The organism is Flaviflexus huanghaiensis, from assembly GCF_014118685.1.
Classification (GTDB): domain Bacteria; phylum Actinomycetota; class Actinomycetes; order Actinomycetales; family Actinomycetaceae; genus Flaviflexus; species Flaviflexus huanghaiensis.
On record NZ_JACFAK010000004.1, the window covers coordinates 141156 to 157527 of the forward strand.

The 16372-nt window shown below is 62.2% G+C and carries 19 protein-coding genes; 14 read left to right on the top strand and 5 right to left on the bottom strand.

Annotated elements, in window-relative coordinates:
• Window positions 1–30: 30 nt before the first annotated feature.
• The 3 genes from H7E91_RS04495 to H7E91_RS04505 are packed head-to-tail and all read left to right on the top strand — an operon-like array spanning window position 31 to window position 1149.
• Window positions 31–489 carry a WhiB family transcriptional regulator gene (locus tag H7E91_RS04495; RefSeq protein ID WP_422111030.1) on the top strand — a complete coding sequence of 153 codons (459 nt, stop codon included), beginning with the start codon at window positions 31–33 and terminating at the stop codon, window positions 487–489.
• A gap of 34 nt (window positions 490–523) precedes the next feature.
• Window positions 524–688, top strand: a complete 165-nt coding sequence (locus H7E91_RS04500; RefSeq protein WP_182353900.1) for a Sp36 family protein — start codon at window positions 524–526, stop codon at window positions 686–688.
• Window positions 685–1149 (top strand): Atu1372/SO_1960 family protein, encoded by a 465-nt coding sequence (locus H7E91_RS04505; protein ID WP_182353901.1) that lies wholly within the window; start codon window positions 685–687, stop codon window positions 1147–1149. Before H7E91_RS04500 ends, H7E91_RS04505 begins: the two co-directional genes overlap by 4 nt.
• Window positions 1150–1275: 126 nt before the next feature.
• Here H7E91_RS04505 and H7E91_RS04510 read toward each other — a convergent pair whose 3' ends face one another.
• Complete coding sequence (locus tag H7E91_RS04510) at window positions 1276–1953, bottom strand: Crp/Fnr family transcriptional regulator (protein WP_241698380.1); 678 nt, start codon at window positions 1951–1953, stop codon at window positions 1276–1278.
• A 104-nt stretch (window positions 1954–2057) separates the two neighbouring features.
• On the opposite strand from H7E91_RS04510, the gene nth reads away from it, so the two are divergent.
• A complete protein-coding gene (nth, locus tag H7E91_RS04515; protein ID WP_182353902.1) occupies window positions 2058–2750 on the top strand; it encodes an endonuclease III in 693 nt (230 codons plus the stop codon).
• Between the two features lie 19 nt (window positions 2751–2769).
• Here nth and H7E91_RS04520 read toward each other — a convergent pair whose 3' ends face one another.
• Entirely contained in the window at window positions 2770–3657 is an 888-nt protein-coding gene (locus H7E91_RS04520; RefSeq protein ID WP_182353903.1) for an alpha/beta fold hydrolase, read from the bottom strand.
• A gap of 89 nt (window positions 3658–3746) precedes the next feature.
• A complete protein-coding gene (locus tag H7E91_RS04525) occupies window positions 3747–4850 on the bottom strand; it encodes a hypothetical protein (protein WP_182353904.1) in 1104 nt (367 codons plus the stop codon).
• An 88-nt stretch (window positions 4851–4938) separates the two neighbouring features.
• On the opposite strand from H7E91_RS04525, the gene H7E91_RS04530 reads away from it, so the two are divergent.
• The 5 genes from H7E91_RS04530 (at window position 4939) to H7E91_RS04550 (ending at window position 9204) form a co-directional block, all read left to right on the top strand.
• Complete coding sequence (locus tag H7E91_RS04530) at window positions 4939–5736, top strand: hypothetical protein (RefSeq protein WP_182353905.1); 798 nt, start codon at window positions 4939–4941, stop codon at window positions 5734–5736.
• A 63-nt stretch (window positions 5737–5799) separates the two neighbouring features.
• A complete protein-coding gene (locus H7E91_RS04535; protein WP_182353906.1) occupies window positions 5800–6816 on the top strand; it encodes a CpaE-like family protein in 1017 nt (338 codons plus the stop codon).
• Window positions 6813–7964, top strand: a complete 1152-nt coding sequence (locus H7E91_RS04540) for a TadA family conjugal transfer-associated ATPase (RefSeq protein ID WP_182353907.1) — start codon at window positions 6813–6815, stop codon at window positions 7962–7964. Before H7E91_RS04535 ends, H7E91_RS04540 begins: the two co-directional genes overlap by 4 nt.
• Window positions 7961–8683 carry a type II secretion system F family protein gene (locus H7E91_RS04545; protein ID WP_182353908.1) on the top strand — a complete coding sequence of 241 codons (723 nt, stop codon included), beginning with the start codon at window positions 7961–7963 and terminating at the stop codon, window positions 8681–8683. Before H7E91_RS04540 ends, H7E91_RS04545 begins: the two co-directional genes overlap by 4 nt.
• The gene (locus tag H7E91_RS04550) at window positions 8680–9204 is read left to right on the top strand and encodes a type II secretion system F family protein (protein ID WP_182353909.1); all 525 of its coding nucleotides are present in this window, start codon (window positions 8680–8682) and stop codon (window positions 9202–9204) included. The genes H7E91_RS04545 and H7E91_RS04550 overlap by 4 nt, the downstream gene beginning before the upstream one ends.
• Here the strand turns inward: H7E91_RS04550 and H7E91_RS04555 are convergent.
• Window positions 9201–10175 (bottom strand): aldo/keto reductase, encoded by a 975-nt coding sequence (locus H7E91_RS04555; protein ID WP_182353910.1) that lies wholly within the window; start codon window positions 10173–10175, stop codon window positions 9201–9203. The two genes, H7E91_RS04550 and H7E91_RS04555, sit on opposite strands and share 4 nt — an antisense overlap.
• Window positions 10176–10317: 142 nt before the next feature.
• Between H7E91_RS04555 and H7E91_RS04560 the strand changes: the two genes are divergently transcribed.
• Genes H7E91_RS04560 through H7E91_RS04570 form a run of 3 tightly spaced genes read left to right on the top strand, consistent with a single transcriptional unit; the run spans window position 10318 to window position 11258 of the window.
• A complete protein-coding gene (locus tag H7E91_RS04560; protein WP_182353911.1) occupies window positions 10318–10509 on the top strand; it encodes a DUF4244 domain-containing protein in 192 nt (63 codons plus the stop codon).
• Window positions 10510–10545: 36 nt separating this feature from the next.
• Window positions 10546–10914 carry a TadE family protein gene (locus tag H7E91_RS04565; protein ID WP_182353912.1) on the top strand — a complete coding sequence of 123 codons (369 nt, stop codon included), beginning with the start codon at window positions 10546–10548 and terminating at the stop codon, window positions 10912–10914.
• Window positions 10911–11258 (top strand): Rv3654c family TadE-like protein, encoded by a 348-nt coding sequence (locus H7E91_RS04570; protein ID WP_182353913.1) that lies wholly within the window; start codon window positions 10911–10913, stop codon window positions 11256–11258. The genes H7E91_RS04565 and H7E91_RS04570 overlap by 4 nt, the downstream gene beginning before the upstream one ends.
• Here the strand turns inward: H7E91_RS04570 and H7E91_RS04575 are convergent.
• Window positions 11234–13606: a DEAD/DEAH box helicase gene (locus H7E91_RS04575; RefSeq protein WP_182353914.1), complete on the bottom strand. Its 2373-nt coding sequence runs from the start codon at window positions 13604–13606 to the stop codon at window positions 11234–11236. The genes H7E91_RS04570 and H7E91_RS04575 overlap by 25 nt on opposite strands.
• Window positions 13607–13802: 196 nt before the next feature.
• On the opposite strand from H7E91_RS04575, the gene H7E91_RS04580 reads away from it, so the two are divergent.
• Together H7E91_RS04580 and H7E91_RS04585 are read left to right on the top strand one after the other, a co-directional pair.
• The gene (locus tag H7E91_RS04580; protein ID WP_182353915.1) at window positions 13803–15650 is read left to right on the top strand and encodes a ribonucleoside triphosphate reductase; all 1848 of its coding nucleotides are present in this window, start codon (window positions 13803–13805) and stop codon (window positions 15648–15650) included.
• Entirely contained in the window at window positions 15650–16372 is a 723-nt protein-coding gene (locus H7E91_RS04585; protein WP_182353943.1) for an anaerobic ribonucleoside-triphosphate reductase activating protein, read from the top strand. Before H7E91_RS04580 ends, H7E91_RS04585 begins: the two co-directional genes overlap by 1 nt.

The window sequence follows — 16372 nt, forward strand, 5'->3', positions numbered from 1 at the left end:
CACGGGTAGCTGTTCTCTTACCAGATCCGGTTGAAGAATATTGGTTTTTACGTGGCCAATTTCGCATTTCTGCTGGTGAGCGATATATTGGGGGAACAGGTGACACCGGTCACGCCAACGAAGACCGCCGGAGTCGATGACGCCTCGGGTGAAGGAGCCTTAATGTCGCTTTTGTTAGAAGGACAGACATGGGCCGCGCAAGCCGCGTGCTCAAACGTAGACCCCGATAGCCTCTTCGTCAGAGGTGCCGCACAAAGACAGGTGCGTCAGGTCTGCTTCAACTGTCCCGTCCGAATCGAATGTTTAGCCGATGCGCTGGACTCGAACACGACGTATGGAGTGTGGGGCGGGCTAACCGAGCGGGAACGTCGCGCACTGCAGCGCCGCTTCCCCAACGAGCAGAACTGGTATCGCCGTTTACATAATTCGCCCGATCCGATTTCTGTTGAGCTACGCGCAGGTCGGGTGCCGCGCCTGTCGGCTCGGTAGCGATCACGCGGATCGAGTTAGGTAACCTGTTGACATGACTCAATGGGAATACATGACAGCACCGCTCCTTATCCACAACACGAAGACAATTCTCGATAACTTCGGTCGGCAAGGCTGGGAGCTCGTGACAGTGATGCCAGGACCGCAAGGCACAGAGAACGTCGTGGCCTACTTCAAGAGGCCAAAGGAAACCGAGTGACGGCGCCAAGCGTCCGACTGGCTGAACTCGGTATCGAACTTCCCGCGGTTGCCGCTCCGCTTGCAAGCTACGTTCCGTCAAAGGTGACGGACAGTATCGTGCGAAGCTCCGGCCAGCTACCGTTCGTCAAGGGGCAGCTCTCTGCCACTGGGCGACTTGGTGGGGGAGTCTCGATCGAAGAGGGACGCCAGGCCGCTCGGGTCTGCGTCCTCAACGCGCTCGCAGCCGTTGCAGAGGCCGCAGGCGGGATCGACAACATTGACTCGATCGTCCACGTCACGGGCTATGTTGCCTCGGATTCGTCATTCTTTGACCAACCGGCCGTTGTCAACGGAGCCTCCGATGTGCTCGGTGAGATCTTCGGCAACGACGGCCAACACACCCGCTCGGCGGTCGGCGTCGCCGTCTTGCCAATGAATGCGCCAGTCGAAATCGAGATCACCTGCCGGCTCACGAGCTGACGAACTCAACCGGCTTCTGCCCACGCGAGTGGGTCTGATCTGTTTGACCCCGGCCCACCTGGCCTCGATAAAGTGATGCGGTGTGACCAGAAGGTCACACCGCATCATCGAGAATCTGACGACAGACTAGGATGCGCGCTTCTCCAAGCGGCCAATCTCAATGAGTGTGACAGCCCGACCCTCGAGACGGATCCAGCCGCGGGACACGAAGTCGGCGAGGGACTTGTTGACGGTCTCGCGGGAGGCGCCAACGAGGTGGGCGATCTCCTCCTGCGTGAGGTCGTGAGCGACGTAAACGCCCTCCTGCGTACGCTCACCGAAGCGGCGCGCGAGGTCGAGAAGAGCCTTGGCGACGCGGCCCGGAACATCAGCGAACACGAGGTCCGCCATCTGTTCATTGGTCTTGCGCAGACGCTGCGCGAGCTGGGCGAGCATGTGCTTTGCCATGTCAGGGTTGCCATCGATGAAACGCATGAGGTCGACATGCGACAGCGCAAGCAAGGTGGTCGGTGCGACGGCAGTAGCAGACGTTGAGCGCTTGCCCTTGTCGAAGAGGGAGAGCTCGCCGATGATCTCACCCGGACCGAGGATCGCGATGAGGTTCTCGCGCCCGTCATCGGCCGCGTGTCCGAGCTTGATCTTGCCGTCGACAATAATGAAAAGGTGTTCGCCGGAATCGCCTTCGTGGAAGAGTGACTCGCCCCGGCGGAGGGTCTCCTCAGTCATCAGCTCGGCGAGCTGCGCTTGATCCTCCTCAGACAGGCCAGCGAAGAGCTGTACCGAACCGATGATGCTGGTCTCCAATGCTTTCTACCTTTCGGGTTCGTCTTGACGGCGCTGACCGGACGGCCAGGGACGACAGTTCACAGATAACAGTATCCTATGTGACAGGGGGCATAATATAATTCATGACTGGCGAGAAGCAGAAATTCCCTCCCCGGCCACGGTCGAAGTCGGCCCGGATTGAGCAGGCGATGGCCGTCAATGACGCTCTCGCCGCATTCTATCCCGACGCTCGTTGCGAGCTCGATCATAGGGGTCCGCTCGAACTCTTGGTGGCGACGGTTCTTTCAGCTCAGACTACGGACGCGCGGGTTAATACAGTCACCCCCGAGCTCTTCTCGACTTTCCCCACAGCGCAGGCCTACGCGGAGGCGGACAGGGAGTCGCTTGAGTCGATCCTTCGCCCGCTTGGCTTTTACCGATCGAAGGCACGGGCACTGATCGGGATCGGCCAGGAACTCGTCGACCGATTCGACTCCGAGGTTCCGGACCGGCTCGAGGACCTTGTCACGCTTCCCGGAGTGGGTCGAAAGACCGCCAATGTCGTCCTTGGTAACGCCTTCGGCGTTCCCGGCATTACCGTCGATACCCACGTCGGTCGGCTCGCGCGGCGGCTCGGATGGTCGCGACACACGGACCCGGTCAAGGTTGAGAAAGACATCGCTGAGCTACTTCCCGAAGAGGAATGGACGATGGCGTGTCATCGGCTCATCTTCCACGGCAGACAGATCTGCGTCGCCAGGCGACCCAAGTGCGACATCTGCCCGATCACAGACCTGTGCCCGTCCTATCCGCTCATACAAGCGGGCAAGCTCTGACCATCTGCCAGCGAACCTCTCAAACGCCTCGAAGGAAGTCGAGGAGGAGCCTATTGACATCTTCCGGTTGTTCTTCCTGCACGAAATGGCCAGCCTCGGGGACGACAGCATGGCTGTAAACACCGGTGACATGGCGTCCGGTGCGCGACCAGGCTCGCGCTGGCAGGAGTGGGTCCAGGTCACCTCTGATCGTCATGACCGGTACGGCAATGCGCTGGGAAAGCTCCTCCAGGTGGCGCCTGCCAGAACGACGCCGAGCGGAGGACCACGTCCAACGCATCTGATGAACTTGAGTCTTTGCGGCGTTCGGCAGTTGCAACGCATCTACATAGTGCTGCGTGGCCTCCACCGCGCCGGTGTTCCCTGGGGCTGAGAACTCAGCGAGCACCTGTGCCAGCAGGGCCGGCTTCTGTAGCCGGCCCTTGGCGATTCTCGGAAGGAACGACATGAGGTGGTGTCGCCACGACCTGAATGTCACATGAAATCCGAGCCGGTACGTATCGACCGGGTGTGGCGCTGAGATCGTGACGAGGCCCCTCACGAGGCTGGGCTCGCGGCTCGCCGCCGACCAGGCGAGATAACCGCCCGTGCCGCTGCCGACAAGAACAGCTTCGGATGCGCCGAGGGCGCGGATGACGCCGATGACGTCACGAGCCAGAGTTGGTGCGTCAAAGGTGTCGCGCGTGCGGTCGCTCCCTCCTGCCCCTCTGACATCCATCGCAGCCACCGCGTAACCCGCCTCAGCGAGCACCGGGATCTGCTTCCGCCATGCGTACCAGTACTGGGGGAAGCCATGAAGAAGCAGGACGAGTGGAGTGCCCTCCTGCAGTTCACCCGCTGATGCAACGTGGAACTGCGCGCCGCTGGCTCGGACGAGTCGATGCTGCCATGGTCCGGGCAACGTCACACATGAATTATCAGCAGGCACAATCCTCCTCAACGGGTTGCAGGCACAGGTCGCAACCTGCACCTGCACTGGGATACTCCGAGGATAGCCTAGGAGTCCGTCCTCCTTGCGAGTAGCACATCCCGACGGCCGAAGGCCTCCCCGCGCTCGGCACCGAGCTGACGGGCCTTGTGCGAGACGACTCCTGTCATGAGGAGGAGGAAGCCGAACACGGCGAACCTGCCCGATGCGAGGTCGTTCGTGAGGTGGTACCCAACATTGCTCGTGAAGTCGTTGTAGGACGTGAAGTCCTGCATCGCTGTGCTCTGCAGGACGTCCTGCGCGATGGTCGGAGCGAAGATCGCGACGAGTCCGACGATCGCGATGATGGCGCCGATGATGATAGGCCCAAGCGACGAGAAGCTCGCGACAAACCAAAGGACAGCGAGGCACAGGAGCGCTCCGAGTAGCTCAAGAACAACGATCCAGTCGACCGTCCCTGTGTTCCAAGCAGAATTCTTCATGCCACTGAGTCGTACTCCAGCATCGGCGACGAGATACCACGCGAGCGGAGCGAGAAGCAGGGTGGCGAAGAACACCCCGACGTGAGCCCACGCTCGACTCCGAGGCTCCTCAGGAATTGGCTCTTCGAAGGTGTGGCCAAAGTCGCGGTCAGCGGGGAAAACCGCGGATCGAGGTGCATCCGGGGGAGTGGACGCAAAGGGGCTGTCTTCATCTTGGTCGGGCGGACGTCTAAACACGGACGTGCGCGTCGGATAGGAGCCGGTGCCTGATGTGGGCGCGATAACCGTCCTGTCCGGATTCGCGTCCGGTGCGCGAGATTCGGCAGGGGGCACCGTGACGGTCTCGTCCGGGCGCCTTACAGTCACGTCCTCACGCGAACCGAATTCGCGCTCCCAGCGCTCGCGGTCCGACTCCGGCTTTGTCTCCTCTTCGGTTGGGTCATCATCGAGGAAGTCAGGCCGCCAGGAGCGGGTCGACTCTGTCTCGGAGTCCGCGTCAGAGGGTAGTGACGTCTCTCGTTGAAGCGGGGCAGTCGACTCGTCAGCCTGAGCATGGTCCTGCTCGTCCACTGAACTTTCGGCGCCATCAAGGCCCGGACTGCTCGCCTCCCGTTCGGGAAGCGGGTCGAGAATATCGTCGTTGCCGTCCTCATGATCGGGGCGCGAGTAAGGATCGGTTGGTGTCGACACGGTGACCTCCTAGTTGGGGATAAGTCGACGCTATAACGAACAGCACGTGAATTGTGGATCACGCGCCCGCCGTTCTACCGTTGCAGGCATGGTAACGGGTGATTCGCCACTGGTAGGAGCGCTGAGCACGCTCGGTCAGCTTCCCGAGGCGTCCGCTGGCACGGCTCGTGTCGCGCAGGCCGTGAGGTCCGTACGTTTCTCAACCGGTTTGCGGCGCGGATGGGAGGCGGCGAGAGCAGAAGCGAGCATCCATTGGGTCGTCTCCGACTGCAGGGCAGCAAACTTCGACGTGAGCGCCACGGAGCTACGCGAGCAGATCGCCCGCAACCGTGAACCGGAGCATCCTCGTGCCGCGGCGGCGTGGCGCTGTCACAGCGACGCGACCGCTGATATGCCGCCGCTCAACACACAGGACAGGGCTCCTTCCCCACCGTCGACCGTGCGCGCGATGCTTGCTGGTCTGCACCGAGACGCCTCCTCCGTAGATCCGGGCCGGCGCGAGGGTGCTGCGATCTTCTCCGTTGACGATGCTGCTCGCCAGGAGCTCATCATCGACATCGCGGAGGCGCCCGCACCTGCCATCGTCACTCTGTCGGTTCTGCTCGGCCAGTGGCTCCTTGACCCGCTGGTCGCGCGGGAGGACTCTCTCGTGCGAGATAGTTTTGTGCGTTGGCTCGGCACCATCCGCGGTTTTGAGCCGACTGGCACCGCCGTATTGGATCTTGCAGGTCTGTCGACCAAGCTGGATTCGTACGGGGCGGGGACGCCAGCGGGGATGTCGGATTGGATGTCAGCCGTGGCCGATACGTATGTCGAGGCGATGAACACCTCGCTACGGATCTCCCAGTCGATCCTCGCCGGGCGTACTGATCCCACCTTGGGCTGATTCGGTCCACAGCCACGATTCAGGCGGCGCGTCCCGGTCCTCCGGTGGCCCGAGAATCGGGCCATGAACGACAGAGTCTCCCACCGTCGCGTGCGGACCCAGCCGCTCACGACCGTCCTGCTCCGTGCCTCAACGCCAGAGCTTGTCACCGATATCGAGCGGCTGTCGCACGTGGCGGGCGTTGATATGACAGCGATCTCGCCCGACGGTGATTCCCCGCCTGCAATCCTCACACTCGTTGAGGAGTCCGGCACGTCCCGCACCGTGCGCGCAAGCTTCAATGAGCTTTTCCAGCCGGAGTTCGCTGGCCAGCATGTGAGCGTCAACCCGCGGACTGAACCTGCCGACTTGCTCGAGCTCTTTGTGGCGGCCGGCGCGACCCAACGAGGTCGCATCGTCGGCGTTATTGGCGCCCACGGTGGGGCTGGAGCGACGGTCCTCTCCGTCATGCTCGCTCGCCAACTTGCCCAGGACGGCACGGCCTCCCTCATCGATATGGATCCGCTCTCTCCAGGCCACAGCATCCTCCTCAGCCTCGACGGCTCTGGAAAGCGATGGGCCGACATCGCCAAGGAGAGCGGGACACTCCTCCCCGGCAGACTTGTTGATTCCCTGCCGCTATGGAAGGGGGTGCGCGTCCTGACTGCAGATGAGAGAGGAGCTGCGCCCTTCACGGGACGTTCCGGCATCCTTGCAGCCTCCGCGGTCTCGCAAGTCAGCGCCGTGACTGTCATCGATTTACCGCGGTTTGCTCTGTTGCGCCTCAACTCATCGTCCGAATGGCTGTCGTGGCTCGACCACCTCGTCATTGTGTGTTCGGCAGGTATCACGTGCTTGGCTACTGCGCAGCGCGTGCTACCGCTCGCTCCGCAGAACCTCGACACAACTCTCGTCATCTCCGGAGTCAAAGCTGTTGGACAGGCGGAAGATGCTGGCCATCAGCTCGGCGCCGAAGCTTGCCCGCTGAGGTTCGAGCGCACCTTCGACGGAGATATCGATCATGGGATGACGCCGGGTGACCGGCTTCGGTCCGGGTCTGCGCGCGATATCCGCCGCATCGCGACGAGGGTGCTGTCATGAGCCGCGCCTCGGACATTGCAGCCGCCCGGGCGGCCGTCGTCAGCGGTGCCCACGTGGGCTCCGTTCTTGCCGGCGCTGCTCCGAATGCGATTTCGATCGCGTCTGTCGCGTCCGCCGGGCAGGGAATTCTCCAGCAGTTAGAGGGCGCAGGGCCTGTGCTTCAACCGCTCCTGGAAGACCCCTCTGTCACCGATGTCCTCGTCAACGGTGCGGAGGGTGTCTGGGTCGATCGAGGAAGCGGCCTTGAGCTCATCTCTCACGAGGTCGACGAGCTAAGAGATCCTCTCGAGGTGCGCAAGCTTGCCGTCAGGCTTGCGGCGACGTGCGGGCAAAGACTTGATGATGCCTCACCTATTGTCGATGGGACGTTTCCGACGGGGGTTCGGCTCCACGCGGTCCTACCTCCCCTTGCAGCGGAAGGAACGCTCATCTCCCTGCGCACGCAGCGATCAGTTGCTCTGACTCTGGCTGACCTCGTGCGGTCAGGAACTGCGACGACGCCGATGTCGACAATCATCTCTGCGATGATCTCCCAGCGAGCGAACGTCATGATCTCAGGGGCGACCGGATCCGGGAAAACCACGCTCTTGTCTGCTCTCCTCGGTCTCGTGCCACAATCCGAAAGGATTGTCGTCATCGAAGAATCGGCCGAGTTACGACCGACGCATCCCCATTGCGTACACCTCCAGGTCCGTCACGCTAACGTCCAGGGGGCCGGTGAGGTATCTATGAGCGATCTGGTCCGTGCGGCTATGCGAATGAGACCCGACAGGCTCGTGCTCGGCGAATGCCGTGGGGCCGAGGTTCGTGATGTTCTCGCCGCACTGAACACGGGGCATGAGGGAGGCTGGGCGACTATTCATGCGAACGCCGCGAGCGATGTCCCGGCACGGCTCGTCGCGCTCGGGGCTCTTGCAGGAATGTCCGAGCCGACGGTTGCCGCACAGGCTGCGGCAGCTCTGGACGCTGTCATCCACATCAAGCGGACGCCTGAGGGTCGCAGGATCGATCATGTGGCAACGCTGACACGGGATGGTTCGCGCCTCGTTCCGATACCCGCGGTCTTCATGCGCGAGGGGATGACAGTGCCTGGGCAGGGTTGGGGTCCCCTTGCTGACCGGCTCGGGCTCGCGAAGGATCTGCTGTGATCTGGGCGGCGCTGGCTGGCGTCGCAACTGCGGGAGTGGCGCTTGTGGCGAGTGAAGCGCGGCGCCTGCCACGCCCCCGCACGCTCAGACCGAAGTCGAAGCGCGAGATCCGGCTACCGCGCAGGCATGACATTGACCTCGGGGTCCTCGCCACCGATGTGGCAACACGACTGCGCGCCGGTCTCGGCGTCGAGCAAGCCTGGCGGATCGCCCTCCAGCGAGCTGGCATGCCCGATCGAACGCCCGTGCTGGACAGCTACGGCTCACCGCTAGCCCTGGTCGAACTCGACTCCCGCAGAGGACCCCTCGACGAGCTACGTGCCCTCGTCAAAGGTGAGCCCCTCATCACAAGCATCACGCGAATCGCCCTTCCATCGCTACTGGCGGCGACCCGACTGACGTGGCAGACGGGCGCGCCGATGGCCGACGTGCTCGATGAATGCGCGGCGGGGTTGACCGAAGCTGGCGAGGCCCAGTCGGCCCGGGAGATCGCCCTTCAAGGGCCGAAGTCGACAGCGACAATGCTCGCATGGCTTCCGCTGGTTGGACTCGGTCTTGGTCTCGTCATGGGAGTGGATCCGCTGAGCTTCCTCCTGGGAACGACCGTCGGAAAACTATTTCTTATTGTCGGCCTCATCTTCGAAATTGCGGGGATCGTCATCGTCCGCAGGATGGTGTTCTCCGCCCAGATGGAGGGCGCTGTGGGGAGAACACCGTGACCGCCCTTGCGATCGCGCTTCTCATCGCGATCCTCCTGTGGCCATCCAGGCGGCTACCCCGACCATCGAGCACACCATCCTCGGTACCGAAGCCGATCGATGAAGCAATGGTCGTCGATCTCGCTTCTGCTCTTGTCTCAGCGGGGTCAGCCATCCCATCAGCGCTTCACGCGCTTGGGTCATCACTTCCCCCGGGGGACGAATCGGACGATGCGCTCCGTGCCAGCCGCTCTTTGCTCATGGGTGCGTCCTGGGAGGAAGCTTGGGCGGGTAGCTCCGGTCGGCTCGTCCGGTTGGCCAGCGCGCTCGAGCCGGCGTGGGTCGACGGTGCCCCGCCCGTTGTCATGCTCCATCGGGCCGCAGCAAGCATTCGGGCCCGCCGCCTCAAGGACTCTCAGGAAGCGGCGGCTAGGCTCGGGGTGCGGCTCATGATTCCGCTCGGACTCTGCTTCCTGCCCGCGTTCTTCCTCATTGGGGTCGCACCCGTCATCGTCTCGATGGGTATGAAGGTTTTTGGCTAGAACAGGGCGACTTTCGGGGCGGGAGGGAAAATCTTATCGAGCTCGTCCATGTCCTCCTGCGTCGGCACCCAGGAAGCTGACGCAGCATTCGTCGCCACCTGCTCGGGTCGCGTTACCCCGGCGATGATCGAGGTGACGGGGTTCGATGCGAGGAGGAAGCCGAAGGTCGCCTCCAGCTCGGTGATGCCGCGCGCGCGTGCGAAGTCGCGGTATTTCCTCAGCTGTTCGAAATCAGTTGTCTCCATGAGCTGCGGCTTCGTCACTGCAAGTCGGGAACCATCCGGCGCGATCTCGTCGGTGTACTTGCCCGTCAGCAATCCATTCGCAAGCGGGTAGTAGGGCAGGACGCCGAGACCGAAACGAGCGGAAGCAGGCAACACCTCGAGCTCGGCCCGACGGTCAAGCAGGTTGAAATGGTTTTGGGCGGCGATAAAGCGCTCCGTGCCCAGCTCGCGTGCAATGTGGTCAGCGTGAGCGATCTGCCAGCCACACAGGTTCGAGTGCCCGATGTAGCGGACCTTGCCAGAGCTGACGAGATCCGTCAGCGCTGACAGGGTCTCCTCGACAGGGGTGAGCGGATCTGGCGTGTGGTAAATGTACAGGTCGATGTAATCCGTGCCGAGCCGGTCGAGCGAGGCTTCTGCGGCGTTGATGATGTAGCGGCGCGAGCCGCGCGCCCCGAAGTCGGGGCCATTGATCCCCTTTGCATCGAGACCGAACTTCGTCGCGATTACCACCTCGTCGCGGTGGCCGCGCAGTGCCCTACCGACGTACTTCTCTCCAAGACCTGCCTCCATTCCGTACATGTCGGCAGTGTCGAACAAGGTTATTCCAGCATCGAGGGCCGCGTGAATCACCGCTGCAGTGCCGTCGTAGCCCTCGGTTGCAGAGTTCTTCCGACCAAAGTTGTTGCCTCCGAGCCCCACAGTCGAGACGGTTAGGCCTGAATTTCCCATACGACGCAGTTCCATGACCCAAGCTTAGACCTCGGTCCACAAGGGTGTGAAGCGAAGCGACCTCCACAGTGGTGCTTCGGTCTCGTGCCCGCTTTGAGCGTGGGAGCGACATTGGAGTCGTGCCCAATCGGGCGCGTGTCAACGAAAGGACAGCACCATGAACACCACGACCGAATGTGACGACATCCGCTTTGACGATCCGGAGGCCGGCATGGCGACGGCTGAGTACGCGATCGGCACGGTCGCCGCCACGTCCTTCGGCGGACTCCTCGTTTGGATCATCCAACAACCCTGGGTGCGGGACGCTCTCGAAAACATCTTCAGGACGATCTTCTCCTCCTTCATCTGATCCCCTCGGTCAGCACTCGCTGGCCGAGAGGTAACCATGAGACAGAGAAGAAAGTCCGGAGCGGACGACGGGGAAAGGGGCATGGTGACAGCTGAGCTCGCCATGACCCTCCCCGTCGTTATGGCAGTGCTCTTCCTCGTGCTCAGCTTTGGCCTTGCACTTGTCACGCAGTTGCGGGTCACAGACGCCGCTCGCGAAGCCGCACGGGCTTGCGCGATGGAAATGAGTCATGACGAGATTCTTGACATCGTCTCCGATCGTGCAGGCGATGAGGCAAAAATGCAGGTGGAGACTAGCGGGGAATACGTCACGGTCACCGTCACGGCGCCTGTGCGCGGGCCGTGGAGCTTGCTCGACCTCACGGCCGAGTCATCAATGACTGCGCTCGCGGAGGGATCGCCATGAGGGAGGATCGAGAGCGTGGTTCAGGCACAGTCCTCTCCCTGTTCATCATCGCTGGCATTGCAGGTATCGCGTTCATCCTCGCGTCACTCGCGGCCGGGTTTGACGCGAAGCACAGGGCCGACAGTGCGGCAGACTTCGCAGCGCTGGCGGCAGCGCAGACCCTCCATAATCCGGGGAGCGCGGACGCGCCATGCGCGGCTGCTGAAAAAGTTGTACGCGATGTCGAGCTCGTCGACTGCACGGTGCGCGGATCAAGGGTTGTCGTAACGACGCGAGCGACGGTCTCCCTCGGTGTCATGAACTCGTGGACGATCACTGGTCAAGCAGAGGCGGGTCCCGAGTAAGCCATGTCCTCCACCAGTGCTCTCCCGAGAAGTAGTGCGCCGGTCTTCGACAGCGGCGAGTTTCCGTTGCCGCACTTCGGGGATTGAATGCACGAGGGGCAGCCTTCTCTGCACGGGCACGACTCGAGCCGGCTCACCGTCGCAGCTAACCAAGATCTAGCCGCGCGGAACCCGCGCTCCGCGCAACCGGAGCCACCGGGAATCGCGTCGTGGATGATGATGGTCGGACTCGCCGTCTGAGCATGCATAGCCGTCGACAGTCCGCCAATGTCCCATCTATCGCACGTCGCAAATAACGGAAGCAGGCCGATCGCCGCATGTTCGAGGCCGTGCAGGGCCCCGGGAAGGATATCCGGGGTGAGCCCAACATCGGCGCATCGTTTCTCCGACACGGTCCACCAACATCCCTGGGTCGGCAACTGCCGCAACGGCATATCGAGCGGCATGCGGCCAAGATAGAGACCGTCGCGGCTACGGCGTGTGTCGTACCCCGTGACACGGGAGGCGACGAGGACATCCCCGAAGGCGAGCACGCCGTGGGGGAGTGCTCTCTCTTCGCGGGTCTCGATGATCTCGACAGCAGACTCTGTGACCGCGAAGGTGCGGATCTCCTCCTCGCGGAACGGCTCGACGACGGCACGTTCATCGTCAAGGGAGATGACGATGAACGGTTCGCCCTGGTGAATGTAGATGGCGTTGGGGTGGACGTGGCGATCAGCTTGACCCGCCGAGACGGTGCCGAGGAGGACACCCGTCGTGCCCTCAATGATGGAAATCTCGGCGCCGCCCCCGCGAATGTCAACCATGTCGTGGGCGGAGACTCCGAGGGCTACGTTCCATCGCCACGAGTCACCCCTACGCGTGAGCAGACCGGCCTCGACAAGCTCTTCGAAATGGTCGGTCGAGTTGAAGCCGAAGACAGCCGCATCGGCCGCTGACAGTGGAAGCTCGGATGCTGCTGCGCAGACCTGGGCTGAGATGACGTACGGGTTCCCGGGATCGAACACCTGTGCCTCGAGCGGCTGCCCCAGAAGGCTGTCGGCGTTCTCAGCAAGGTACTGGTCGAGGGGGTCGTCCCTGGCAATGAGGACCCCGATTCCGTCCTGACCGCCACGACCAGCGCGGCCAAGTTGCTGACGGAATGAGGCGTGAGTCCCCGGCCATCCCGACATGACGACCGCATCAAGGCCCGAGATATCGATGCCAAGCTCGAGAGCATTCGTTGTCGCAAGGGCTCGGATGGCGCCGTCTCGGAGTCCGGCCTCGAGTTCGCGCCGCTCCTCGGGAAGATAGCCGCCGCGATAGGCGGCTACTCGGTCCGCGAATGGCGAGAAACGCTCCACCAACCCCTCTTGGACGAGCTGGCTCACGGTCTCCGCACCTGCCCGAGATCTGCTGAAGATCAGTGTTGACGCCCCGGCTTCAACCGCTCGGACGGCGGCCTCCGAAGCTTCGCGTACGGCGGACCGTCTCGGTGGTTCTTCCGATCCGCCGATGACAAAGAGGTCGCGGTTGTCCTCGTTTCGAGGGATTGGTCTTCCGCGCGCGATAACGAGTCGGGAAGAGGAGTGAGCGGAGTAGTCGGTGTCGACGACCGCGACTAGATCTCTGTCTATCCCGAGAAACCTCGCTGCGGTGGAGCCGGGGTCTGCCGCCGTTGCGGAGAGGAAGATGACGATGGGCTCGGAACCATAGTGCCGTGCGATGCGGAGCATACGGCGCACGACGAGGGCGACTTGTGCGCCGGTCATTCCGCGATAGGTATGGAACTCGTCGACGATGATCGCCGACAGGCCGGACCAGAGTCGTGACCAACGCTGGTGCCCTGCCATGAGTGAGAAATGGGCAAAATCTGGGTTGGTCAATACGAGGTCCGCGTGGCTACGTGCCCACCGCCTCAGCTCCCCGGGGGTGTCACCGTCGACTGTCGCGGGCTGTGCTGGATTGGCTGTCGCAGAAATCATCCGATCGAGTGAGTCCAGTTGATCGGCGGCGAGAGCCTTCGTTGGTGCGAGGTAGAGGGCGGTCGGGCGTCTGCGGATGTCGGAGAGACTGCGGCTGGTGGAGAACTCGGCAATCTGGGAAAGGACCGGCGCCCACGCGATGAGCGACTTGCCGGACCCGGTGCCTGTTGCGATTACCGTGTTCATGCGCTCGTGGACGGCGTTCATGCCCTCAGCCTGGTGCTTCCATATGCTGGGGATACCAAGTTCTCCCATGCCGAGGGGAATACTCGGGTGGAGCCATTCGGGCCATGACGTCCGCACTCCCGGACGCGCGGGTGTCACGTGCGTGCCTGCCACCTGATCGGCGGTGAAGCCGTCAAGGATCGCGCCCCAGATACTCATGCGATCAATGTAGTCCCAGCCGAGGCATTGTCGATCAGAGGGACGTAGGTCCCACATGTCCACGAGCTCGGTGCGATATCCGAATAACCACTAGCAGTTGTGCCGTCCGGGCGTGTCGCCACTACATGTAGTGGTTTGCGGCGTAGCGTGTTGTCATTCGCGCTCACTGAGGAGTGCGGGGAGTGGAGGGAATACCATGGTTGAAAGACCCGTGAAGAACGTCGATGCGATCGCCACCATCAGCGAGTATCTGGACCGGTCAGACTGGCGAGTGAACGCCAATGCTAACCAGGATTATTCGCTTGGCGGCATGATCCTCAATACCTCGGGAAAGGTGGTCGCCAACTACTGGTTGACCGAGGTGTATTCGCCAGAGGCTGCGTCAGCCCATCGCGAGGGAGATGTTCACATCCACGATCTCGACATGCTCTCGGGCTACTGTGCCGGCTGGTCGCTGCGCCAGCTCATTGAGCAGGGTTTCAACGGAGTGCCCGGTGCCATCGCGTCGAAACCTCCGAAGCACTTTTCGTCTGCCTGCGGTCAGATCGTCAACTTCCTCGGTACTCTGCAGAACGAGTGGGCGGGCGCTCAAGCGTTCTCCTCATTCGACACGTATATGGCACCGTTCGTTCGGCTCGACTCCATGACGTACGACGAGGTCAAGCAGAATATGCAGGAGCTCATCTTCAACCTCAACGTGCCGTCCCGCTGGGGGAGCCAGTGCCCCTTCACGAACCTCACCTTCGACTGGACCTGCCCGGAGGATATCGCGGACAACCAGCCCATGATCGGCGAGGAGGTCTGCGACTTCACTTACGGCGATCTCGCCGAAGAGATGGCGATGATCAACCGCGCCTACATGGAGGTCATGCTCGAGGGAGACGCGGATGGCCGCGTGTTCACATTCCCGATTCCGACGTACAACATGACCAAGGACTTCGACTGGGACAGCGACCTCGCTAACTTGCTGTTCGAGATGACGGCGAAGTACGGCCTGCCCTACTTCCAGAACTTCATCAACTCCGATCTTGATCCAGGGATGATCCGGTCAATGTGCTGCCGCCTTCAGCTCGACATGCGGGAGCTCCTCAAACGCGGCAACGGACTGTTCGGCTCCGCCGAGCTGACTGGATCCATTGGTGTGGTGACAATCAACATGGCGCGCCTCGGATACCTCTATGCGGGTGACGAGCCGGCTCTCATGGCCCGGATTGACGAGCTGATGGACATGGGACGCGACACGCTCGAGGCGAAGAGAGCCACGGTCCAGCAGTTCATGGATGGCGGGCTCTACCCGTTCTCGCAGCGTTGGCTCGGCACTCTTGACAACCATTTCTCGACAATCGGCGTCAACGGCATGAACGAAATGGTCCGCAACTTCACTCTCGATGAGCATGATCTCGCTGATTCCTGGGGCCAGGACATGAGCCTTCGCATCCTCGATCACGTCAACGACCGACTTGTGGCATTCCAGGAGGAGACCGGCAACCTCTACAACCTTGAGGCCACTCCAGCGGAGGGCGCAACGTATCGGTTCGCAAAGGAGGATGCGAAGAGGTTCCCGACGATCATCCAGGCAGGTACGCCCGAGAATCCGTACTACACGAACTCCTCCCAGCTTCCGGTCGGCTATACCGATGACGCATTCGAAGAGCTCATGCTTCAGGACGAGCTTCAGAAGAAGTACACGGGCGGCACCGTCTTGCATCTCTACATGAATGAACGGATGAGTTCCGGCGAGGCATGCAAGCAGCTCGTCAAGAGGGCGCTCACGCGCTTCCGCCTGCCCTACCTGACGATCACTCCGACGTTCTCGATCTGTCCGACCCACGGATACCTCGCTGGCGAGCACTTCACGTGCGAACGGTGCGCGCAACAGAACCCATCTGCGGAGCCAGTTGAGTGTGAGGTGTGGACCCGCGTCATGGGCTACTTCCGGCCCGTCCAGTCGTTCAACATCGGCAAGAAGGGCGAATACGCTGAGCGGCTCATGCTGACCGAGAATGCTATTGGATCGCGGCTACCGGTCGAGTCGGGACTGTGATGACAGCGGTCGCGGCGGATCTGTCGATAGCGGGGCTTGTCCCGCTATCGACAGTGGACTGGCCGGGGCGGCTCGCCGCGACCGTCTTTCTCCAGGGCTGTCCCTGGTCGTGTGGCTACTGTCAAAATGTCGAAATTCTCGATCCTCGGGCTCCTGGAGCAGTTCCATGGGACGCGGTCACTGACCTTCTTTCTCGACGATCTGGACTTCTCGACGGAGTTGTCTTCACCGGCGGTGAGGCGACGCGGCAAGTAGCTCTGAGCCCCGCAATCGATGAGGTTCGTAGCCACGGCTTTGGGGTTGGGCTCCACACGGCAGGTGCTTACCCGGCCCGACTCGCATCCCTCATTGAGCGCGTCGATTGGGTCGGTCTCGACATCAAGGCACTGCCATCGGACTACGGCAGCGTTGTCGGCGTCGACGTGGGGTCGAAGGCGTGGGATTGTCTCGACATCGTCCTTGCCGCGGACGTCGACTACGAGGTGCGAACCACCGTCCATCCAAGCTCGCCCGCGGCTGAGCGTTTCGAGGAACTCATCGGTCGACTGCGTCAGCTCGGGGTCGCACGGTTCGCGCTTCAGGACGCGCGACCGACGGGGACAACACAGGCCTTCCAAGATCTCGCGAAGGCGTGGGATGGCTCCGCCTGGAAGACGCGTTTCGACGAGCTGACCGAAGTTGCGCAGAGTGCTGGCTTCGACAGCGTTGAGATTCGCGCGTAG